Annotated in this window: 22 protein-coding genes; 14 read left to right on the top strand and 8 right to left on the bottom strand. The window is 65.1% G+C overall.

What is annotated here, in order from left to right:
- Window positions 1-102 precede the first annotated feature (102 nt).
- Window positions 103-468 (bottom strand): nuclear transport factor 2 family protein, encoded by a 366-nt coding sequence (locus GA0061098_RS09885; protein WP_091956152.1) that lies wholly within the window; start codon window positions 466-468, stop codon window positions 103-105.
- Window positions 469-568: 100 nt separating this feature from the next.
- Between GA0061098_RS09885 and GA0061098_RS09880 the strand changes: the two genes are divergently transcribed.
- From GA0061098_RS09880 to hemC, 3 genes are all read left to right on the top strand, one after another.
- Complete coding sequence (locus GA0061098_RS09880; protein WP_091956151.1) at window positions 569-1,159, top strand: TetR/AcrR family transcriptional regulator; 591 nt, start codon at window positions 569-571, stop codon at window positions 1,157-1,159.
- Window positions 1,160-1,214: 55 nt separating this feature from the next.
- Window positions 1,215-2,840: a GMC family oxidoreductase gene (locus GA0061098_RS09875; RefSeq protein WP_091956150.1), complete on the top strand. Its 1,626-nt coding sequence runs from the start codon at window positions 1,215-1,217 to the stop codon at window positions 2,838-2,840.
- 81 nt (window positions 2,841-2,921) lie between these two features.
- Window positions 2,922-3,902, top strand: coding sequence for a hydroxymethylbilane synthase (gene hemC, locus GA0061098_RS09870; RefSeq protein ID WP_091956149.1), 981 nt, complete (start codon window positions 2,922-2,924; stop codon window positions 3,900-3,902).
- 163 nt (window positions 3,903-4,065) lie between these two features.
- Here the strand turns inward: hemC and hemE are convergent, their stop codons facing one another.
- The gene (gene hemE / locus GA0061098_RS09865; protein WP_091956148.1) at window positions 4,066-5,100 is read right to left on the bottom strand and encodes a uroporphyrinogen decarboxylase; all 1,035 of its coding nucleotides are present in this window, start codon (window positions 5,098-5,100) and stop codon (window positions 4,066-4,068) included.
- Between the two features lie 106 nt (window positions 5,101-5,206).
- On the opposite strand from hemE, the gene GA0061098_RS09860 reads away from it, so the two are divergent.
- Together GA0061098_RS09860 and GA0061098_RS09855 are read left to right on the top strand one after the other, a co-directional pair.
- Window positions 5,207-5,422 (top strand): hypothetical protein, encoded by a 216-nt coding sequence (locus GA0061098_RS09860; protein WP_028141775.1) that lies wholly within the window; start codon window positions 5,207-5,209, stop codon window positions 5,420-5,422.
- A gap of 173 nt (window positions 5,423-5,595) precedes the next feature.
- On the top strand, window positions 5,596-7,500 hold the full coding sequence (locus tag GA0061098_RS09855; protein WP_091956147.1) for a sensor domain-containing diguanylate cyclase: 1,905 nt from the start codon (window positions 5,596-5,598) through the stop codon (window positions 7,498-7,500).
- A gap of 7 nt (window positions 7,501-7,507) precedes the next feature.
- On the opposite strand, the gene GA0061098_RS09850 is transcribed toward GA0061098_RS09855, so the two are convergent.
- Both GA0061098_RS09850 and trhO read right to left on the bottom strand, forming a co-directional pair.
- Window positions 7,508-7,726, bottom strand: coding sequence for a SlyX family protein (locus GA0061098_RS09850; RefSeq protein WP_091956146.1), 219 nt, complete (start codon window positions 7,724-7,726; stop codon window positions 7,508-7,510).
- Window positions 7,716-8,510, bottom strand: coding sequence for an oxygen-dependent tRNA uridine(34) hydroxylase TrhO (gene trhO / locus GA0061098_RS09845; protein ID WP_091956145.1), 795 nt, complete (start codon window positions 8,508-8,510; stop codon window positions 7,716-7,718). The genes GA0061098_RS09850 and trhO overlap by 11 nt, the downstream gene beginning before the upstream one ends.
- A gap of 197 nt (window positions 8,511-8,707) precedes the next feature.
- Between trhO and ggt the strand changes: the two genes are divergently transcribed.
- The 5 genes from ggt to GA0061098_RS09820 all read left to right on the top strand — a co-directional run bounded on the left by ggt (window position 8,708) and on the right by GA0061098_RS09820 (window position 14,921).
- The gene (ggt, locus tag GA0061098_RS09840; protein ID WP_091956144.1) at window positions 8,708-10,294 is read left to right on the top strand and encodes a gamma-glutamyltransferase; all 1,587 of its coding nucleotides are present in this window, start codon (window positions 8,708-8,710) and stop codon (window positions 10,292-10,294) included.
- Between the two features lie 172 nt (window positions 10,295-10,466).
- The gene (locus tag GA0061098_RS09835; RefSeq protein ID WP_091956143.1) at window positions 10,467-11,081 is read left to right on the top strand and encodes a (2Fe-2S)-binding protein; all 615 of its coding nucleotides are present in this window, start codon (window positions 10,467-10,469) and stop codon (window positions 11,079-11,081) included.
- A gap of 4 nt (window positions 11,082-11,085) precedes the next feature.
- Window positions 11,086-12,102: an FAD binding domain-containing protein gene (locus tag GA0061098_RS09830; protein WP_091956142.1), complete on the top strand. Its 1,017-nt coding sequence runs from the start codon at window positions 11,086-11,088 to the stop codon at window positions 12,100-12,102.
- Window positions 12,103-12,104: 2 nt separating this feature from the next.
- Window positions 12,105-14,396 (top strand): xanthine dehydrogenase family protein molybdopterin-binding subunit, encoded by a 2,292-nt coding sequence (locus GA0061098_RS09825; protein ID WP_091956141.1) that lies wholly within the window; start codon window positions 12,105-12,107, stop codon window positions 14,394-14,396.
- Window positions 14,397-14,456: 60 nt separating this feature from the next.
- Window positions 14,457-14,921 (top strand): FKBP-type peptidyl-prolyl cis-trans isomerase, encoded by a 465-nt coding sequence (locus GA0061098_RS09820; RefSeq protein WP_091956140.1) that lies wholly within the window; start codon window positions 14,457-14,459, stop codon window positions 14,919-14,921.
- A 168-nt stretch (window positions 14,922-15,089) separates the two neighbouring features.
- Here the strand turns inward: GA0061098_RS09820 and GA0061098_RS09815 are convergent, their stop codons facing one another.
- A complete protein-coding gene (locus tag GA0061098_RS09815; RefSeq protein ID WP_091956139.1) occupies window positions 15,090-15,308 on the bottom strand; it encodes a CsbD family protein in 219 nt (72 codons plus the stop codon).
- A gap of 128 nt (window positions 15,309-15,436) precedes the next feature.
- Here GA0061098_RS09815 and GA0061098_RS09810 point away from each other — a divergent pair, with 128 nt between their 5' ends.
- The 3 genes from GA0061098_RS09810 (at window position 15,437) to GA0061098_RS09800 (ending at window position 17,025) form a co-directional block, all read left to right on the top strand.
- Window positions 15,437-15,949, top strand: coding sequence for a cupin domain-containing protein (locus tag GA0061098_RS09810; RefSeq protein ID WP_007606929.1), 513 nt, complete (start codon window positions 15,437-15,439; stop codon window positions 15,947-15,949).
- Between the two features lie 117 nt (window positions 15,950-16,066).
- Window positions 16,067-16,495, top strand: a complete 429-nt coding sequence (locus tag GA0061098_RS09805; RefSeq protein ID WP_091956138.1) for a VOC family protein — start codon at window positions 16,067-16,069, stop codon at window positions 16,493-16,495.
- Between the two features lie 41 nt (window positions 16,496-16,536).
- Entirely contained in the window at window positions 16,537-17,025 is a 489-nt protein-coding gene (locus tag GA0061098_RS09800) for a VOC family protein (RefSeq protein ID WP_091956137.1), read from the top strand.
- Between the two features lie 122 nt (window positions 17,026-17,147).
- On the opposite strand, the gene GA0061098_RS09795 is transcribed toward GA0061098_RS09800, so the two are convergent.
- On the bottom strand, window positions 17,148-18,302 hold the full coding sequence (locus GA0061098_RS09795) for a hypothetical protein (protein WP_165637268.1): 1,155 nt from the start codon (window positions 18,300-18,302) through the stop codon (window positions 17,148-17,150).
- Between the two features lie 2 nt (window positions 18,303-18,304).
- Window positions 18,305-19,006 carry a FecR family protein gene (locus GA0061098_RS09790; RefSeq protein ID WP_165637267.1) on the bottom strand — a complete coding sequence of 234 codons (702 nt, stop codon included), beginning with the start codon at window positions 19,004-19,006 and terminating at the stop codon, window positions 18,305-18,307.
- Window positions 19,007-19,240: 234 nt separating this feature from the next.
- On the opposite strand from GA0061098_RS09790, the gene GA0061098_RS09785 reads away from it, so the two are divergent.
- Complete coding sequence (locus tag GA0061098_RS09785; protein WP_430649256.1) at window positions 19,241-20,488, top strand: phospholipid carrier-dependent glycosyltransferase; 1,248 nt, start codon at window positions 19,241-19,243, stop codon at window positions 20,486-20,488.
- 56 nt (window positions 20,489-20,544) lie between these two features.
- Here the strand turns inward: GA0061098_RS09785 and GA0061098_RS09780 are convergent, their stop codons facing one another.
- On the bottom strand, window positions 20,545-21,186 hold the full coding sequence (locus GA0061098_RS09780) for an OmpA family protein (RefSeq protein ID WP_091956133.1): 642 nt from the start codon (window positions 21,184-21,186) through the stop codon (window positions 20,545-20,547).
- Between the last annotated feature and the right edge of the window lie 402 nt (window positions 21,187-21,588).

The raw sequence follows: 21,588 nt of genomic DNA, 5'->3' as shown, positions 1-21,588 counted from the left end.
GGGCATCCAGTACGCCGCGGCCTATCGAGGAATCACAACCGTCTCTGGAATACTGGATCGCCCGGTCAAGCCGGGCGATGACACCTGTGTGGAGAGACGTCGTCACCGCCCGAGCTGCTTGGGGTCATAATAGAACCGCTCCTCGACCAGCTTGTCGCCGCGCCAGGTTTGCCAGGCGATCTCGTCCAGCGTTCGTGAGACACCCTCTGCGTTGGTGAAGCTGAAGTTCCAGCGCGTCGCGACATGGTCGCCGTCGATCAGGCTCGGTCCGATGCGGACGGCCCTGACCTCTTTCGAGGCCGCCAGCACGGCACGCTCCTTGGCGACGAGCTTGTCACGGCCGATCGTCGGGGCGCCGTTGTTCTCATAGGTCGCGGCGTCGGGCGTGCAGAACTGTTCGATCGCACCGATGAAATCCCCGGCCTCCAACCGCTGCGCAAAAGCTTCAACGACGTCACGGCTCGGCATGGCAAACCTCACGATTAAAACCGACTGATAGTCGGTAAATACCGACCGATAGTCGAAAAGTCAACTGGCCGTGTTTGGTGAATTCGACTAGACGAGAGCCATGGCGAAACAGGCGGAGCGGCGGGCGGCGACATCGGAGGCGATCCTGACGGCGGCGCGCCGCCTTTTCGGGACGCAAGGCTTTGCCGCCACCACCATGGACGAGATCGCGGAAGCAGCCCGCGTCGCCAAGGGCGCGGTCTATCATCACTTCAAGACCAAGGAAGCGGTGTTCGAAGCCGTGTTCGACCAGGTCTCGCGCGACCTCGTCGTCGAGATCGACGGAACGGCTCGCGCCGAGAAGGACGTGCTCGCAGCGATGGTCGCCGGCACGCAGCATTATTTCGCGGCGACCGCCAAGGGCCCGACCGGCCAGATCATCCTGCGCGATGGCCCGGCCGTGCTCGGCTGGGAGCGCTGGCGCGAGATCGACGCACAGCATTTTGGCGGCAAGCTGCCGCGGGCGCTTTCGGTGGCGATGGAGGCTGGCCTGATCGCAAAGCAGCCGGTCGAGCCGCTCGCCCGCCTGCTGCTCGGCGCGGTGACGGAGGCCGCGGTCGCCTGCGCCGGACGCGCTGACATCGCAAGGGCGGGCGCGGAATATGCCCGTGCGTTCAGGTCGCTGGTCGAGGCGCTGCGCCTGCCGGAATGATTGTGCTAAGCCACGCAGACGGAAACGCCCCAACCAACAAGAAGACTGACAAGACATGACCATAAACTCCTCTCTCGCGCCCTCCGATCCCGAATTCGACTACATCATCGTCGGCGCCGGCTCCGCCGGCTGCGTGCTCGCCAACCGTCTATCGGCGAGCGGCAAGCACAGCGTGCTCCTGCTCGAGGCCGGTCCGGGGGATTCCAACATCTGGATCCACGTGCCGCTCGGCTACGGCAAGCTGTTCAAGGAGAAGACGGTCAATTGGATGTATCAGACCGAGCCGGAGCCCGAGCTGAAGGGGCGCCAGGTGTTTCAGCCGCGCGGCAAGACGCTGGGCGGCTCGAGCTCGATCAACGGCCTGCTCTATGTCCGTGGCCAGCACGAGGACTATGACCGCTGGCGCCAGCTGGGCAACACCGGCTGGGGCTACGACGACGTGCTGCCCTATTTCAAGAAGGCCGAGAACCAGTCGCGCGGGGCCGACCAGTATCATGGCAGCGGTGGTCCGCTGCCGGTTTCCAACATGGTCGTGACCGATCCGCTGTCAAAGGCCTTCATCGACGCCGCGGTCGAGATCGGTCTGCCCTACAACCCTGATTTCAACGGCGCCACGCAGGAAGGCGTCGGCCTGTTCCAGACCACGACGCGCAACGGCCGGCGCGCCTCGACCTCGGTGGCCTATCTCGGCCCGGCAAAGGCCCGCGGCAATCTCAAGATCGAAACCTCCGCGCTCGGCCACCGCGTGCTGTTCGAGGGCCGCCGCGCCGTCGGCGTCGAATATCGGCAAGGCGCAGCTGTGCGCCGGGCCCGCGCGCGAAGAGAGATCGTGCTGTCGAGCGGCGCCTACAATTCGCCGCAACTGCTGCAGCTCTCCGGCGTCGGCCCCGGTGACCTCCTGCGCAAGCATGGCATCGATGTCGTGCTGGATGCGCCGGGCGTCGGTCACGACCTCCAGGATCACATGCAGGTCCGCATCGTGATGCGCTGTTCGCAGAAGATCACGCTGAACGACACCGTCAATCATCCGCTCCGCCGCACCATGGCCGGCGCGCGATATGCGCTGTTCCGCAAGGGGTGGCTGACGATTGCGGCGGGCACGGCGGGCGGGTTCTTCAAGACCAGCCCGCGGCTGGCCTCGCCCGACATCCAGGTGCACTTCCTGCCGTTCTCGACCGACAAGATGGGCGAGAAGCTGCACGATTTCTCCGGCTTCACCGCCTCTGTGTGCCAGCTTCGTCCTGAGAGCCGCGGCAGCCTGCGCATCCGGAGCGCCGATCCGACGGTGCCGCCGGAAATCCGCATCAACTACATGTCGACCGAGACTGACCGCACCACCAATGTCGAAGGTCTGAAGACCCTGCGCAAGATCTTGAATGCGCCGGCGCTGAAGCCGTTCGTGGTCAATGAGTACGATCCCGGGGCGAAGGTATCCACGGATGCCGAGCTGCTGGATTATTGCCGCGAGCGCGGCAGCACCATCTACCATCCGACCTCGACCTGTCGTATGGGCAATGATGCGCTCGCGGTGGTCGACCAGCGGCTGAAGGTGAGGGGGCTCGACGGCCTTCGCGTCGTCGACGGCTCGGTCATGCCGGACCTCGTATCGGGGAACACCAATGCGCCGATCATCATGATCGCCGAAAAGGCCTCCGACATGATATTGGAAGATGCGCGGTAGAGCATGGTCCGGAAAAGTGGGAACCGGTTTTCCGACAAGATCATGCGCAAATAAAACGGCGCGCAGTGAAAGGACGAGAGCTTGGCTATTCGATTTCGGATCGGCACCCGCAAGAGCGCGATGGCGCTGGCACAGACGGAAGAGATCGCGCGCCGCCTGACCGCCGCCGTGCCCGGTCTCGACGTCGAGATCGTCAAGTTCGACACCACGGGCGATCTCGACCAGACCAGCAAGCTCCTGCCGCATGGCGGCAAGGGCGGCGCCTTCGTGGCGCAGATCCGCGCCGCGGTGCTGTCGGGCGAATTGCGGGCGGCGATGCACTCGCTGAAGGACATGCCGGGCAACGAGGATACGCCCGGCCTCGTCATCGGCGCTACCTTGTCGCGCGATCCGGCCAGCGACGCGCTGGTGCTGCGCGATGGCGTGACGCTTGAGGCGCTGCGCCAGTCCCGCGGCAAGGGTTTTAAAATCGGCACCAATGCGGTCCGTCGCGCCGCTTACGCGCGACGCCTGTTTCCGGATGTAGAGGTGATCCACTTCCGCGGCGCCGCCGACACGCGCGTGCGAAAGCTCGACAATGGCGAGAAGCAGCGCCTGCCGGACGGCGGCACGGTGGGGCCGGCCGACGCGCTGATCATGGCGCGTTCGGGCCTCGACCGCGTCGGCCTCGCCGGCCGCATCGCCTACGAATTCACCGCGGCTGAGATGTTGCCGGCGGCGGGGCAGGGCATCGTCGCCGTCGAATGCGCGGCGCAGGACTGGCAGACGCGGCAGATCCTGTCGTCGATCGACGATCCCGCCGCGCATGCCAGCGCGGACGCCGAGCGCGAGGTGTTGTGGGTGCTGAACGGCCACTGCAATTCGCCGGTGGCGGGCTTCTCGACCATCGCGGGCGATCAGATGTCGCTGACCGCATCCGTGCTCGATCTCTCCGGCAATACCATCATCGAGGCTTCGCGCGCAGGCCCCGCCAATCGCCCGCGCGAGCTCGGCCGTGCCGTGGGTCTAGATCTGCTGACGAAAGGCGCCGCCGAGATCATCGAGCGCAGCCGGCCGCGCTAGGCGGTCGCGATCACGAGATCATGCAGGCGTGCGCCTGTTTTGCCCGACGCGTCAAACGCGCGTCTGAGCCACACGCGGCCGGTCCTGAGTTTTCAATGACTTGTCTACTGTGCATGGGGTTGTTTTCGCGTTTTTGTTTTCGCCCCTGTTGGGGGCGAGCGAACTAGCCCCGCACGCGCTTGATCATCTGCTCGACATGGGCGATCGGCGTTTCCGGCTGGATGCCGTGGCCGAGATTGAAGATCAGCCGCCCTTGGGCAAAATTGGCCAGCGTGTTGTCGACCGCGCGGTCGAGCGCCGCGCCGCCTGTGATCAGCACCAGCGGATCGAGATTGCCCTGCACGGCGACCTTGCTCTGCACGCGTTCGCGAATGAAGCCCGGCTCCGCAGTCCAGTCGATGCTGACCGCGTTGATGCCGGTTGTCTCGACATAGCCAGGCAATTGCGCACCGGCGCCGCGGGGGAAGCCGATGATCTTCGCATCCGGCACCTTGGCCCGCACGCCCTCGACGATGCGCCGGGTCGGCTCGACCGACCAGCGCGCGAACTCGGCCGGCGGCAGCACGCCCGCCCAGGTGTCGAAGATCTGCAAGGCGTTGGCGCCGGCGGCGAGTTGCAACAGCAGATATTGAATCGAGTTCTCGACCAGCACGTCGATGATTTCAGCGAACGCCTCCGGGTGCCGGTAGGCCATCATCCGCGCCGGCGCCTGATCCGGCGTGCCCTGGCCCGCGACCATGTAGGTCGCGACCGTCCACGGCGCGCCGCAGAAGCCGATCAGCGCGGTCTTTGGATCGAGCGCGCCGCGGACGAGCTTGAGCGCCTCGAACACCGGCTCGAGCTTGCCGAAGTCGGCGCGCGCGGCGAGCGTTGCGACCTTCGCCGGGTCATCCAGCGGATCCAGCCGCGGGCCCTCGCCGACCTCGAACCGCACCGAGCGCCCGAGCGCATAGGGGATCACCAGGATGTCGGAGAAGATGATCGCCGCATCGAATCCGAACCTGCGGATCGGTTGCAGCGTCACCTCGGCCGCAAGCTCCGGGTTGAAGCACAGATCGAGGAAGCCGCCGGCCTTGGCGCGGACCTCGCGATATTCCGGCAGATAGCGGCCGGCCTGCCGCATCATCCACATGGGCGGGATGCTCTGGCGCTGGCCGGAGAGCACGTCGATGAAAGGTTTCGTCGCAGATTGGGGCACGAATGGTCCTGAGCAAGGTTATGGCCTCTGATACACCGCTCCGGCCCTCAGCGGAACAGGGGAACCAGCGCAATCGGGCCGCGTTGACCAGCCGATGGAGGACATCATGGCTGAGACATTCAATCCCGCGCCGCATGACAAGCACGCCGACGATCTGCGTGAAGCGCTCGTCGCCGACCGGCAATCCAAGCTCGACGCCGGGCTCAGGGACAGCTTCCCAGCATCTGATCCCGTAAGTGCCACCCAGCCGACGCCCTCGAAGGCCGATGCGGAAGCCGACAGTCCCTCGCTCTGGGACAAGGTGAAGGCGATCTTCAGCTAGGGGAAGGCGACGCCGGGATTCCGATCGGCTTGCTAATACCTTGTTAGCGATGTGCTGATCGCGGCGTCCGTAGGACTACTGGAAACCGGGTAGATGGCTGCGTATTCCAGTAGTGATTTCAGAGTTCAATAATAGAAGCGGCAGAGTTTCCGACGATCGGAGAATTCTGCCGCATGAGCCTTGCGACCCAAAGAGCCGGATGGAGCCGCCTGCCGCTGCGCGCGGCGGCGTTCGTCGTGCTGACCTGCGCGACCATCCTCGGCGTCAGCGGCTGGCGGGAATGGGCTGCGCGCGACGCGGTGCTCAGGGGCGCCGAGACCGAGATGGCGAACGTTGCCCGCTCGCTGACCCAGCATGCCGAGGACAGCCTCGATCTGCTGGATTCCGGCGTCGTCGGCGTCGTCAGCCGGCTCGAGATGGACGGCACTGCACCGGCCACGATCGCCAAACTGCGCACCCTGCTGGAAGTACGCAAGAAGGCCATCGAGCGCGTTCACAGCCTCGCCATCATCGACGACCAGGGCAACTGGCTGACCTCGCCCGGCATGATCGGCTCAACGCTCAGCGACGATGCGTTTTTCCGCTATCATCAGCTCTCCCCGAAACGAGAGCCCTATGTCGGCCGTCCCGTAAAGAGCCTCCTGGACGGCGAATGGGTCGTCACCCTGTCGCGCCGCTTTAACAAGCCCGACGGCAGCTTCGGCGGGGTGGTGCTCGCGACCATCAGCTCGAAATATCTTTCGCATTTCTACGAGCAGTTCGAGATCGGCCGCAACAGCTCGGTGTCGCTCACGCATGGCGATGGCCTGATCATCGCGCGCAACCCCAGCAACGAGACATTCGTCGGACGCAGCGTTTCCGACAAGCCGTTATTCCGCGACGCGAGCCTGCAACGGCCGAGTGGTGCCTACTATTTCAAGTCTCCCCTGGACGGCGCCGAGCGCGTCAGCTTCTTCAAGCGCAGCAGCCGTTTCCCGCTCCTTTTGCTTGCCACAGTCGACAAGGACGAGTTGCTCGCGCCCTGGCGCGCCGCGGCAATCTCCCGCATGCTCTACGTCGTCGCGCTGGTGATGCTGATTGCGGTCATCGGCGCCGTGCTGGTGCGGCAGTTGCAGCGGGGCCAGCGCATGGCCGCGGCCCTGGTCGAGAAAGAGGCGCATTTCCGCCTGCTTGCCGAAGGCTCCAGCGACATGGTGACGCGCATCGGGCTCGACGAGCGGCTGCGCTATGTTTCGCCCTCGTCCGCGCGCGTCGTCGGCTGGCGCGCCAATCAATTGATCGGCACGCCGGCGCTCGCGGGCATCAATCCGGAGGATCTGCCGGAGGTCCAGGCGATCGTCGACGCCATGAAGCGTGGCGAGCGGGAGGAGGCGCGCCTCACTTATCGCAACTCGCACCGGCAGAACGGCGAAGTCTGGCTGGAATCGACCATGCGGGTGACGCGCAAGGACAATGGCCGCGTCGACGGCGTGGTCGCGATCTCCCGCGACATCACCGAGCACAAGAAGCTGGAAACCAGGCTCGAGACGCTTGCGATCGAGGACAGCCTCACCGGCCTTGCCAATCGCCGACGCTTCGACGAGCGACTGAAAGAGGAATGGGCGCGCGCCTATCGCGACCGCTCGAGCCTTGCTTTGCTGATGATCGATGTGGATCACTTCAAGGCCTATAACGACGAATACGGCCATCCGGCGGGCGATGCCTGCCTGCGTCTGGTCGCAAAGATCATCGCGGCCGAGACGCAACGCGCCGGCGATCTGGCGGCGCGCTATGGCGGCGAGGAATTCGCCATGCTGCTGCCCAACACCGATGCCGTCGGCTGCGCCCTTTTCGGCGAACGGATCCGCAGCGCCATCCACGAAGCGGGCCTCGTCCATGCCACCAATTTGGAGTCCGGATGTGTCACCGCCTCGGTCGGCGGTGCGACCTGTCGGCCGGCGCTGGAGCGCACGGCGGGCGTGGCCTCGCTGGTTGAGGCTGCCGACCGGGCGCTCTACGCCGCCAAGGATGCAGGCCGCGACCGCCTGGTGATGTCCGGCGAGCTCATGAATTTGATGCCCAAGGCCTCCGGCCAGTAAGACGGCATCAATAATGCGGCGGAGGCTCGTTGGCTGGTCCAGGCGCATTGGCCTCGGCTTCCTGCAGCCGCTCGCCGAGCTCTGCGATCTTGCGCGTCAGCAGATCGATCTGCTTCCACTGCGCAGTGATGGTCTGGTTCAACGTCTCGATCGTGTCGTCCTGGTAGGCGAGGCGCGTTTCCAGCGTGTCGATGCGCTCGGCGAGCGTCTTGATCTCATTCGTCACGGCCGTGTCCCTTGTCCCGTTCGCGCAAACCGGATTCTTGCAAGCCAGATTCTTGCAGACCATGGCCGAGCGCGACGCGCTCGTCGAATACGAAGCATTCGCCGCGCCAGCGGCTCTGCGCCTCCGGCACCTTTTCCAGATATTTGAGAATGCCGCCCTTGAGGTGATAGACCTCGGCAAAGCCGCGCGCGAGCAGATGCGCGCTCGCCTTCTCGCAGCGGATGCCGCCGGTGCAGAACATCGCGATCCTGCGGTGCTTTGCCGGATCAAGCTCGACGGCGGCAAAATCCTTGAACTGGCCAAAGCTCCTGATGCCGGGATCGACAGCGCCTTCGAACGTTCCCATCGCCACCTCGAAGGCGTTGCGGGTGTCGAGCAGCAGCGTGTCGGGCGCGGAGATCAGCGCGTTCCATTCGCTCGCATCGACATAGGTGCCGACCTGGCGGGTCGGATCGGCAGCCTCATCGCCAAGCGTGACGATCTCCTTCTTCAGCCGCACCTTGAGCCGCCCGAACGGCATCGCTTCGGCGGCCGAGAATTTCAATTCGAGATTGTTCAGCCTGCCGCCGAACATGTCGCCGTTCGCCAGCTCATGGGCAAGGGCGTCGATCGCCCCCGGCGCACCGGCGAGCGTGCCGTTGATGCCCTCCTGCGCCAGCAGCACGCTGCCCTTCAGCTTAAGACCGGCGCAGAACGCGCGTAGCGGCTCGCGCAGCTCGCGGTAATCCGGGAGTGCGGCGAATTGGTAGAAGGCGGCGACCTTGATCGAATCTGGATCAGACATGGCGGCTCGTTTAGCAGGCGCAGGCGGCCCGGAAAACCCGCACGGCGCCGGCCTCGAAAGGTCTATTCGCTCAGCGGATGGCAGCCATTTCCCTGGTATGCCAGCATTGCCGAAGGCCGCCGGAATGTGTCATGTAACCCCGGTTTTTCCGAGATGGCGCGCCGTCCGCGCCACGGGCCCAAGAGAGCAAGAATTCGATGAGAAACTTTCATTTCCCAGGCAGGTCCACGGTCCACGCCACCAACGCGATGGTGGCGACCTCGCATCCGCAGGCCTCGCTCGCCGCGATCGAGGTGTTGCGCGAAGGCGGCACCGCGGTGGACGCGGCGGTTGCGGGTTCGGCCCTGCTTGGCGTGATCGAGCCGCAATCGACCGGCATCGGCGGCGACTGCTTTGCGCTGATCCAGCCGCGCGGCGAGGGCAAGATCATCGCCTATAACGGCTCCGGCCGTGCCCCGAAGGCGGCGAACGCCGACTGGTACCTGGAGCGCAAGATCAACTCGGTGCCGCTGACCTCGGCGCATGCGGTCTCGATCCCCGGCGTGGTCGATGCCTTCGCGACCGTCTTGCGCGACCATGGCAAGTTTGGCTTCGACCGGCTGCTCCAGCCCGCGATCAAGGCGGCCGAGGAAGGCTACGTCGTCGCCCCCCGCATCGCCTTCGACTGGAAGAACCAGTTCGAGAAGCTGAAGGGCGGTACCAACACCGTGCGTTACCTGTTGCCGGGCGGCAAGCCGCCGGTGGCCGGCGACGTCATCCGCCAGGCCGAGCTCGGCAAGACGCTGCGCGCGATCGCCAAGGACGGCCGCGACGCCTTCTACAAGGGCCCGATCGCCGAAGACATGGTCGAAACCCTCAGGGGCATCGGCGGCCTGCACACGCTCGACGATTTCGCCGCGCACACCACCGAGACGACGACGCCGATCGGCACCATGTACAAGGGCTACGACGTCTGGCAGTGCCCGCCGAACGGACCCGGCCTCACCATGCTGCTGATGCTGAATATCTTGTCGCGGTTCGACCTGACGAAATACGCGCCGCTCAGCATCGAGCGTTTCCATCTCGAAGCGGAAGCCGCGCGCATCGCCTACATGCACCGCGAGCTGCACGTCGCCGATCCCGACCACATGCAGGTCGAGGTCGCCAGGATCCTTGCCAAGGAATTCTGCGACGAGCACATCGCCAAGATCCGCATGGACGGCATGCTCGACCTGCCGAACGTCGCACCGCCAATGAATCCGTCGACGATCTACATCACCGTCGTCGACAAGGACCGCAACGTCTGCTCGTTCATCAATTCGATCGCGCATTCCTTCGGCTCGGCGATCGTCTCGAACAAGACCGGCGTCCTGTTCCAGAACCGCGCCGGCGGCTTCCGCATTCAGCCGGGCCATCCCAATTGCATCGCCGGCGGCAAGCGGCCGCTGCACACGATCATGCCGAGCCTGCTCACCAAGGGCGGCCGCTCCGTGATGCCGTTCGCGGTGATGGGCGGGCAGTACCAGCCGGTCGGCCAGACCCGCGTCGTGACCAACATCCTCGACTATGGCTGCGACGTGCAGGAGGCGATCGACATGCCGCGCGGCCTGCACTACGAGGGCCAGTATCAGCTCGAGGACAGCGTGCCGGCTGCGATCGTCGAGGGCCTGAAGAAGCTCGGCCACAAGACCACCAGCGTGGTCGGCCCGCTCGGCGGCGCGCAGGCGATCTGGATCGACTGGGACAAGGGCACGCTCACCGGCGGCTCCGATCCGCGCAAGGACGGCTGCGCGCTCGGCTATTGAGCGCTGCCGCGCGGGGTTCCGCGCGCACGATCAGGAAAAGTTGACGAAGGGCGGCGCGGCATTTGCTGCGTCGCCCTTTCTCGTTCGGAACAGAGCTCATTGCTTCCGGTTAAGGGGCGATGAGCGGTGCAGGCGTGCGCTGCTGTTGCAGATAAAGCGGCGGAGGCCGTCCATGTCCGACCAGTCAAGTTCCCGACCATCCGGATTCGATCGGCGCGCCTTCATGGCGGGCGCTGCCGGCAGTGCGCTGATGCCGATGACCGCGCGCGCGGCCGCGCAGGATGCGAGCGCGCCGGCCGCGCAGGATCCGTCGCTTCCCGTCGAAGTCACGCTGCGGGTCAACGGCAAGGACAAGCGCCTGCGCATCGACGCACGCACCACGGTGCTCGATGCGCTGCGCGATCACCTCAAGCTCACCGGCAGCAAGAAAGGCTGCGACCACGGCCAGTGCGGCGCCTGCACGGTGCTGATCGACGATCGGCGAGTGGTGTCATGTCTGACGCTCGCGCTCGCGGCGGAAGGGCAGGAGATCACGACGATCGAGGGGCTGGCGACCGACGACCGCCTGCACCCGATGCAGCAGGCCTTCGTCGACAACGATGCATTCCAGTGCGGCTATTGCACGCCCGGCCAGATCATGTCCGCCGTAGCCTGCGTCAAGGAGGGACATGCCGGGAACGAGGCCGACATCCGCGAATACATGAGCGGCAACATCTGCCGTTGCGCGGCCTATCCCAACATCGTAGCGGCCGTGAAGCAGGCCGCGCCCGAGATCATGAAAGGCTAGGCGCATGCGACCCTTTTCGTATCAGCGGGCAACAGACCCTGACATGGCCGTGCAGGCGCTGAGCGCCGCCGCAGCAGCCAACAATCCGTTGACGCAGGCGACAGCCCAGCCGCTTGCCGGCGGCACCACGCTGATCGATCTGATGAAGCTGGACGTGACGCGGCCCACCGCGATCGTCGATATCAATCCGCTCGCGCAAGCCTGGTCGGCAATCGAGCCGGGCAGCGACGGCTTGCGGCTCGGCGCGCTCGCAAAGATGTCCGACGTGGCCGCCCATGCCGAGATCCAGCGCAATTATCCGGTGATCGCCAATTCCCTGAAGCTCGCCGCCAGCGCCCAGCTGCGCAACATGGCGACGCTCGGCGGCAACGTGATGCAGCGGACGCGTTGCAGTTATTTCCGCGACGTCTCCTATGAGAATTGCAACAAGCGCAATCCCGGTTCCGGCTGTGCCGCCATGGACGGCGTCAACCGGATGCATGCCGTGCTCGGGACGTCCGATCAGTGCATTGCGACCTATCCCGGCGATTTCGCGCAGGCGTTGATCGCCCTCGATGCGGTGGTCGAAATCACCGGCAAGGGCGGCACGCGCAGCATGTCGTTCGCGGAGCTGCATAAAGCGCCGGGCAACTCCCCCGACATCGAGACCACGCTTCAGCCCGGCGAACTGATTTCGGCCTTCTCGATCCCGGGCCGCTGGCCTCGCTCGGTGTATCTCAAGGCGCGCGACCGGCAATCCTACGAGTTCGCACTGTCCTCGGCTGCGATCGCGCTTGACGTGCAAGGCGGCACGATCCGGGATGCGCGCGTCGGGCTCGGCGGCGTCGCCACCATGCCCTGGCGGGCGCGCGAGGCGGAGGCGCTGCTGAAGGGACAAAAGTTCGACGAAGCCCTGGCGCAGCGCGTCGCCGACGCCGCCTTTGCAGACGCCCGCGGCCGCCGGCACAACAGCTTCAAGATCGCGCTCGGCAAGCGCGTGGTGGCGCGCGCGCTCCAGCAGGCCGTAACGATGGAGATCTGATCATGACCGCTGCAGCTCCCTCGCCCAAGGCGAATATGGGCCAGCCCGTGCCGCGCTATGATGCGGCTGCAAAGGTCACGGGGCGGGCGACATATGCGTCCGACATGCCGCTGGATAATCCGGCCTACGCATTCCTGGTCACCAGTGCGATTGCCAAGGGCCGCATCGACCGTTTCGATCTCGATGAGGCCAAGGGTGTCCGCGGCGTAATCGAGATCGTCACGCACGAGAACGCCCCGAAGCTGAAGGAGTCGAAGCTGTTCAGCAACGGCGGCTATGCCGGGACCACGATCCAGCCGCTGAAGTCGGCCGACATCGCGCATGACGGCGAGATTATCGCTGTCGTTGTCGCGGAAAGTTACGAAGCCGCGCGCGAGGCCGCCAATCGTGTCAAGGTCAGCTACACCGCCACGGCGCCCAGCGCGAGCTTCGACTCGACGGGAACAACCACGGCGGCCGCAAAGGGCCAGAACGCGCAGTTCAAGGAAGACCCCGCGGTCGGCGATTTCGCCAAGGCATTCGATGCGGCCGAGGTCAAGCTCACCGCCGCCTATGACACGCCGACGCAGCACCACAATCCGATGGAGCTGTTTTCGACGAGCTGCGCCTGGATGGGCGACAATCTCGTGATCTACGAAGGCAGTCAATTCGTCTACGGCTTGAAGCACGGCGTCGCCGAGCAGCTCGGCATCGATGCCGACAAGGTACGCGTGGTCAATCCCTATGTCGGCGGCGGCTTTGGTTCGCGCGGTTCGATGACGCCGCGGACCGCCATCATCGCCGGCATCGCCAAACGCCTGGGCCGCCCGATCAAGCTGGTCCCGACCCGCGATCAGGGGTTCACCATTACGACCCACCGTGCCGAGACGCGCCAGGAGATCAAGCTTGGCGCAAACCGGGACGGCAAGCTGCTGGCTTTGAGGCATGAGGGCGCCGAGGTCTCCTCGCGCGCCGACGCCTATTGCGTCGGCGGCACCAAGACGACGACGCGGCTCTATGCCTGCCCGAACGTCGACAGCCTGGTGTCGATCGTGCGTGCCGACCGCAACACGCCGGGCTTCATGCGCTCGCCGCCGGAGGTGCCGTATCTGTTTGCGCTGGAGAGCGCGATGGACGAGCTCGCGGTCAAGCTCAACATGGATCCTGTCGAGCTCCGCCGCATCAACGACACCAATGTCGAGCCGATCGGTGGCAAGCCCTACACCTCGCGCTCGCTGATGGCGTGCTTCGACGAGGCCGCCAGAGCCTTCGGCTGGGCGCAGCGCTCGCCGCAGCCGAAATCGATGTCGGACGGCGACTGGCTGATCGGCTATGGCTGTGCCGCGACCTGCTATCCGACGCAGATGGGGCCGTCGGCCGCGCGCGTGCGCGTGCAGCGCGACGGCCGGACCCGGGTCGAGATCGCCGGCCACGAGATCGGCACCGGCGCCTATACAGTCATCGCCCAGACCGCGGCCGAACGCCTCGGCGTGCCCCTCGAGAAGGTTGCCGTCTTCATGGGTGATAGCGATCTGCCACCGGCGCCGGTTGCCGGCGGCTCGAACTCGACCGCGAGCACCTGCTCGGCGGTGATGATGGTGTGCGACCAGATTCGCCAGCGCCTGTTCAAGGCCGCGATGCCGGCTCAAAGCCTGACCGACCGGGCCAAGGAGACCGTGGGTCTCGGCCAGACGCCGGCCACGCAAGCGGCGAAGGGCGATCGTCCGCTCGATATCGAGAAGGCCTTCGATGCGCTCGGTGTCGGCGTCGTCGAGGAATATGGCGAGTGGAAGCCGGAAGGCGCGCCGCTAGATTCCTTCCGCGCCATGCACAACGGGCAGGTGCGGCTCGTCGGCGGTCACGCCATGAAAGACCAGATCGCCTACGCATTCGGCGCCGAGTTCGTCGAGGTCCGTGTCAATCGCTTCACCCACGAAATCCGCTGTCCTCGCCTCGTCGGTGCGTTTGCGGCGGGCAGGATCATGAATCCGCGCACGGCGCGCAGCCAACTGATGGGCGGACTGATCTGGGGCATGTCGTCGGCATTGCTGGAGGGCACCGAAATCGACGAGCGCAACGCGCGCTACGTCAATGACAATCTTGCCGACTACCTCGTGCCCGTGAATGCGGACGTCGCCGGCGTCGAGGTCATTTTGCTCTCCGAGCAGGATGACCGCATCAATCCCGTCGGCGTGAAGGGCCTCGGCGAGCTCGCCAATGTCGGCACCAATGCCGCGATCTGCAACGCGATCCACCATGCCACCGGCCAGCGCATCCGCAAGCTCCCGGTTCGGCTGGAAAATATCGAGGTGTGAGGGGTGGAAACCGCACCCGCGTTGCGCTAGACACCTTCCGCCTCAAACGGAAGGTGCCTTATGCAGCGTTTCCAGCGCGCGCTCCTCACCCTGATGTCGGCACTCGCGATCACGGTGATCGCAGGCGTGTCGCATTTCGTTTCCACCACGGCCTCGGCCCAGACCGCAGGAAAGACCATGACCACAGCTTCAGGCTTGCAGATCATCGATTCCAACGTCGGCACCGGTGCCTCGCCGCAGCCCGGCCAGATCTGCGTGATGCACTATACCGGCTGGCTCTATGAGAACGGCCAGAAGGGCAAGAAATTCGATAGCTCCGTCGATCGCAAGGAGCCGTTCGAATTCCCGATCGGCAAGGGCCGTGTCATCGCCGGCTGGGACGAGGGCGTCGCCTCGATGAAGGTCGGCGGCAAGCGCACGCTGATCATCCCGCCGCAGCTCGGCTACGGCGCCCGCGGCGCCGGCGGCGTGATCCCGCCGAACGCGACGCTGATGTTCGACGTGGAATTGCTTGCGGTGAAATAACTGACGTCTCCACGTCGTCCTGCCCGCGCTTGTCGTGGGCATCCACGTTCTTTCTTCGTGCTGCTAAGACTTGGATGGCCGGGTCAAGCCCGGCCATGACGGAGATAATCGATACGAACAAAAAGACCGGCCGAAAGGCCGGTCTTTTCGCTTTCAGTCCTGCGCGCGCTATTCCGTCGCGCGCTTTGCCCCGGCCGCCGCGCGATCGATCGCGTCCTTTGCGGCGTCCTTGGCATCGCCCATGGCCTGCTGGCCCTTGCCCTTCACTTCCTGGACCACGCCTTCGCCCTTCATGCGGTCGGAACCGGTGGCTTCACCGATGCCCTGCTTGGCCTTGCCGATCGCCTCGTTGGCGTTACCCTTGATCTTGTCGGTCGTGCTACCCATGAAACTCTCCTTCCATTCTGCTCGCAAAGACAACGTCCCGCAGCTACGAGGGTTCCGATTTTGGCATGGCTCGCGAATGCGGCTTCGGGTTAGGTTGCCGCGCACGGAACCAACAGAAAGCAAGTCCCATGACCGGCCATGACCATTCGCATTCCCACCATGACCACGATCACGACGATCGCTGGAAACATGACGGCGTGCGCGTCATTCCCGGCAACCAGCTCGATACCAACGTGCCGTCGACGGCAGGCATGGACCGCGCGGCCGCGATCAATTTCGCGCGCGTCGGCGCCCAGAAATTGTGGGCCGGCACCGTCAGCATCAAGCCGGATGCCAAGACCGGCGCACACCATCACGGCCACCTCGAAAGCGTCATCTACGTGGTGAAGGGCAAGGCGCGGATGCGCTGGGGCGAGAGCCTGCAATTCACCGCGGAGGCGGGCCCCGGCGATTTCATTTTCGTCCCGCCTTACGTGCCGCATCAGGAGATCAACGCCAGCCCGGACGAGGTGCTTGAATGCGTGCTGGTGCGCAGCGACGGCGAGGCGGTGGCAATCAACCTCGACATCGAGCCGGTTGAGAAGCCCGAGACCGTGCTGTGGGTCGACCCCATCCACCGGGATCCGAACGAGAAGAAGTAAGACCGCCCCGCGATGGGAGGCGCGATCGTCTCCGGGGGGTGAAAAAATATTCGGAAGCTGTGTCGGGTGGCCCCCCGGCGATCCGTCCTTGGGCAGAACCCGCCCAAGGAGCTTCCGATGCCCAGGATGATCTTCCTCAATCTTCCCGTGACCGACCTCAAACGTGCGACCGCCTTCTATGAGGCGGTCGGCGCGACCCGGAACCCGCAATTCAGCGACGACACGGCGAGCTGCATGGTCTTTTCCGAGGCCATCTACGTGATGCTGGCGACCCACGACAAATTCCGCCAGTTCACGCCGAAGCCGATCGCAGATGCCAGGACCTCGAACCAGGCGCTGTTCTGCCTGTCCGCCGACACCCGCAACGAGGTCGACGCGATTGTCGGCAAGGCAGAGGCGGCGGGCGGGGTGGCCGATCCCAGCCCGAAGGACGAATACAGCTTCATGTACGGCCGCAGCTTCGAGGATCCGGATGGCCACATGTGGGGTGTGAACTGGCTGGACATGGCGGCCGTCCCTCCGCAGCCCGCCATGGCGAATGCCTGATCGCAGCCCGTCGAACGCTAAACCAACGAGGAACATTCACGATGTCCAAGGTCGTACCCTGCATGTGGTTCAACGGCGATGCCGAGGAAGCCGCGAAGTTCTACGTCTCGCTCGTGCCGAATTCGGCGATCACGCACGTTCAGCGCAATGTTTCGGACGGGCCCTCCGGCAAGGAGGGCTCCGTGCTCGTCGTCGAGTTCACGGTCGCTGGTCAGCCGCTGGTCGCGCTCAACGGCGGGATGAAGATGGAATATACCCACGCCATTTCGCTGATGATCCATTGCGACGACCAGGCCCAGGTCGACAGCGTCTGGAATGCGTTCCTCGCCGATGGCGGCAAGGAGGAGCAATGCGGCTGGCTCAGGGATCGCTGGGGCGTGGCCTGGCAGGTGGTGCCGAAGGTGATGTTCGAATTCCTGTCGAGCCCGGACAGGGCAGCGGCCGCGCGCGCGATGCAGGCCATGATGAAGATGGTGAAGCTGGATGTCGCCGTGCTGCGCCGCGCGTTCGAGGGCAAGTCGGTGGCGTGACGACGACACGGGTGCCGTAGGGTGGGCAAAGGCGCTCTTGCGCCGTGCCTACCATTCGTCTCCAGTTGAGAGAGTTGGTGGGCACGCTTCGCTTTGCCCACCCTACGAGACTGTGCTCGCCGCTAATAATTTATCCGTAGCCCCACGCCGCCGTGGATGGTGTTGCCGACGGGCTGTGGGCCGAGCGTGCCGTTGGCGAAGAGATCCACGACCCAGCCCTTCTGCACGCGGAAGCCGAGCCGCCCGCCATATTCGAACCAGCCCTGGTTGCCCATGGTCGGCACCACCACGCCGTCGCCGGTCACGGTGGCGACGATGCCGCTGCGGCTCGCAAACGACTGCACCCAGCCGCCATTGATGTTGGTCTCGACGTTGCTGCCGAACAGATGCGTCCACTGGCCGCCGATCTTGACCAGGCTGGTACGGTCGGTGCCGGTCGCGATGGTGGCGTCGAACGGGTTGAAGGCCACGGCATTGTCGCTATAGCCGGACACGCGCTGCCAGAGCTGCCAGACCTCGATCGAAGCTGCGACCTCGTCGCGCGGCGACACGCGGCTCATCCAGCCGGCGCGACCGTAAACCGCGTAGTTCGAAGCGTTGGTCGAGCTCGTCACGCTCACAGGACCGAGGCTGGTGTTGTAGCTGCGGGTATAGCGCGCCTTCTCCCACGGCGTCAGGATCGTTCCGATGTCGAAGAACGGACGCGACGATCCCCAGTCGGTGAAGTCGTAGCGCAGCGCAAAGGCACCGATCGGCGCGCTCGTGATCTTGTAGCCGCCCTCGTTGTAGTGCGTGTAGGCGATGCCGGCGAGCAGCGACAGATTGTTGGTGAGCTCCTTGCGGCCGTGGATGCCGGCCGAGAACGAGCCGGCCGAGCCGAACGCGCTGATGCAGTCGCTGCAATTGACCTGCTCGTTGACGCCGAGCAGGACCGTGCCGAGCACCCGGTTGGTGATCATCTGGTTGAAGCGCTGGCCCGCGAGGCCGCCGATCGAATTGCCGCTGGAATCGGCCCCGGTCGGTGTCGGGCTCGGCGACGGATATGGACTCGGCGATGGGGAAGGATAGGGGCTCGGCGAAGGGGAGGGTGAGGGCGACGGAGAATATGTCGGCGTCGGAGACGGTGAATACGTCGGGTAGGGCGTCGGCTCGCCGCATCCGATTTCGCAGGTCGCTTGAGCTGCGGCGGGACGAATGTCGAGCGCGACAAACGCCAGCGCAGCGGCCGCGGTCAGCAGGCCGGTGAGGGCGAAGAGCCGAAAGCTGATTTTCGCCATCGTCAGCGCCCGCACAGCATGCCGTCGTCCTGGACGGCCGGCGTGATGGTCGGCGAGGCGCCCGCATATTGGTTCACCGCGCACAGCCCGGCACTTGCGGCGCAGTTGGCGGCAAAGGTCCAGGGCGGCGTGTTGGTCTTGGTGATGCTGACCTTGCCGCCGGTCGATGTGATGATTGCGGTGTCGCCCGGCTGGGTGAGCTGCACGCATTGTGAGCTCGTTGTGCAGACGCTGGCCGCGCCGTCCTGAAGCACGACGACGGAGCGTCCCCGCTGCGAGAGGATGTCGAGCGTGGTGCCGCGCACGCCGATGGTCGCAAGCGGCGTCGTGATCTTGTAGGCGCTCTTCTCGGAATGTCCGGTGACGAAACGGAACGCGCCTGTTGTCATGCGGATCGCGACGTCGCGATAGCTGCGCTCGTCGTTGAACACGGTGCGGTCGAGCTTGAGCGTGGCGCTGGGGCCGAGCGACAGATTGGTGCTGTCGGCCATCACGAAGCGCGCGGCACTGTCGGCGCCGGTGCGCACGGTCTCGTCGCGCAGCATGCTGTCGCCGACAGAGATCGGCGTGGTGGCCGCGGCCACGCGGACCACTTCGTTCTGGATCACGACGGCTTCGCCGACGCGCGTCTGCGCCAGCGCAGCAGGCGCCGCGCACAGTGCGGCCGACAACAGGGTGGAGAAAAGCCAGAAACGCAAATTCATTTGACAACCGATCGATGTGCCCCTGATCGTACCGGATCGCGCGCGCTTCTGATGTGGCGAAATTATCACAAGCGGCGCGGACGTGCGTTATGCTTAGTGACAGCCGCGGCGGAATGCGTTCAATGAAAACCGCGATCCTAATTTTTTGTCCGCGGTGACGCAAATTTGCCACGCAAAACATCCCCACAGCAGCCGCTTGAACGGTCCGCAGTTCCGAGATTGTCGCGAAGCGCAGTGGTTGCTGTCGCTATTTTCCTAGCTGCCCATCTCGCGCTGCTGATCGGACTGACGACGCCGGAGAAGTTCGTCTTCGACGAGGTGCACTACGTGCCGGCGGCGCGGCAGATGCTGGCACCGGCGATGTCGCAGCCGATGCTCAATCCGATGCATCCGCCGCTTGCCAAGGAACTGATCGCGGCCTCGATCGCGGCCTTCGGCGACAACGCGCTCGGCTGGCGTTATCCCGCGACATTGTTCGGCGCATTGGCGATCGTCGCAATCTATCTGTGCGGCCTCGCGCTGTTCTCCGCGCAAGGGCCAGCGATCGCCGCGGCGCTGATCGCCGCCCTGAACCAGATGCTCTACGTGCAGGCGCGCATCGCCATGCTCGATATCTTTGCGCTCGGCTTCGGTCTGCTCGCGACTGCCGCCTTCATGCACGGCTTTCGACGGGAGCGGCCGCAGGCGCTGTTCGCGCTCGCCGGCAGCCTGTTCGGCTGTGCTGCGGCCTGCAAATGGAGCGGCCTGTTTCCGCTCGGCGTCTGCATCGTCATCGTTGCGGTGATCCGCCTGATGCAGGGCTGGCGCACGCTGTTCGCCGACGCGAAGCCGGACGACTGGTACCGGCCGGACTTCTGGCCCGGCCTGAGGCTGCATCATGTCGCGCTCTGCTTCGCCATCCTCCCGGCGATGACGTATCTTGCGGCTTTCGTTCCGCTCTACGGCGTGTCGTTGCCGGATCTGATCGAGGCGCAGCGCCGGATCTTCGCCGACAACACCACCACCGCGATCGCCGGACACACCTATATGAGCGCGTGGCCATCCTGGCCGCTGCTTGCGCGCCCGGTGTGGTTCCTGTTCGACAAGAGCGCGGAGGACAACGTCTCCGCAATCGTCTTCCTCGGCAATCCGCTGGTGTTGTGGCCGGCTCTGCTCGCACTCGCGCTCGTACTCCGCGATTTCATCGTGCTGCGCCGCTGGGATGCGTTCCTGATCGCGGCGTTCTATTTCGGTCCCTGGCTCGCCTGGGCGTTGCTGCCGCGTACGCTCGGGTTCATCTACTACTATCTGCCGGCCGCCACTGCGGCGTCGCTCGCGCTGGTCTATGTGCTGCGCCGGGACGGCCTGCCGCGCTGGCTGCTGTGGGCCTATGTCGGTGTCGCCGCGATCGGCTTTGCGGTCATGCTGCCGATCTCTGCGGCCTTCATCGGCACGTCGATGCGGAGCTTCAGCCGGCTGATGCTGTTCCAGAGCTGGATATGACATCGCCGCCTGCCGGGGCGGCAGGCGGCGTGTCTTCTGTCGCGATCAAATCGAGATCACTTAGACGCGGTCTTGGTGTCCATGTTCACGACCTGGACGCGGCGGTTGACCGGGTCGGCGCCGTTGGCAGTGTCCTTCAGCTTGGTTTCGCCGTAGCCGACGGTGACCAGATCGGTGCCGTTGAGGCCGTAGTTCTGCACCAGGTACTTCTTGATGGTGTCGGCGCGCCGTTCGGAGAGGCCTTGATTGTACTCTTCGCCGCCGGTCGCATCGGTGTGGCCGGCGACCACAAAGGTCGAGCCCTTCAGCGCCGGATCGGACAGCGCCTTGCCGAGCGCCTGCACCGAGGTCATCGAGGTCTTGGCGATATCGGCGGAGTTATAGTCGAACTGGATTTCCAGGTCGATCTTCGGCTTGGTCGCGGCGAGCTCGGCGATCTGCTCGCGCTCGCCCGTCGAGAGCGACCGGGTCGAGCGGTTGCGCACGGTGTTCAGGAATGTCGATTCCTTGGCCTGCACCGCCGGATCGGCCTGCGGACCGGCGGACAGGCCGCGGGTCGCCGGCTTCGGCTTCAGTGCATCCAGGATCTGGCCCGTGGAGACATTGTTGTCACCGGCCACAGCCAGGCCCGCCGTCATCGACAGCGCGGCGGAAAGAGTTATCGCCTTCAGTCCAAAGAACTTATCAAAACGTGTCATTGTCGTATCCTCGCTGTTACGCCTGATAGCGATTTGATGCTGCGAGCATAGGGCAGGTTCAAAGGTCCAGATGTGATCTTGGTCACGGTGGCTACAGCCGGTTCCGGGCCATCCTCGCGCATTCCCGGGCGTTTCGGGCATCGGACCGGCGCGTTTCGCGATGGCCCCCGGGGACAGGGCCGATCGGACCAATAGCAGTCGTCGCACGCTCCGCGGCGTGGGTTCAAGCAGCGGCAATCCCAGGTGTGATTGAAATCACCTTGCGAGCAGGCTCATTCCCCTCCGTGCCGTGGGAGGTGGCTGACCAAGGGTCCCGGCGCAGGCGATGGCCCGGCAGACTCGGCGCCGGAAACCTCTGCACACCGATCGTCGCAAAGCCGTCGCCGCTTGGCCCGGCCGTGA

Source organism: Bradyrhizobium shewense, from assembly GCF_900094605.1.
In the GTDB taxonomy this organism is placed as follows: Bacteria; Pseudomonadota; Alphaproteobacteria; order Rhizobiales; family Xanthobacteraceae; genus Bradyrhizobium; species Bradyrhizobium shewense.
This window is presented reverse-complemented; position numbering and strand designations above follow the sequence as displayed.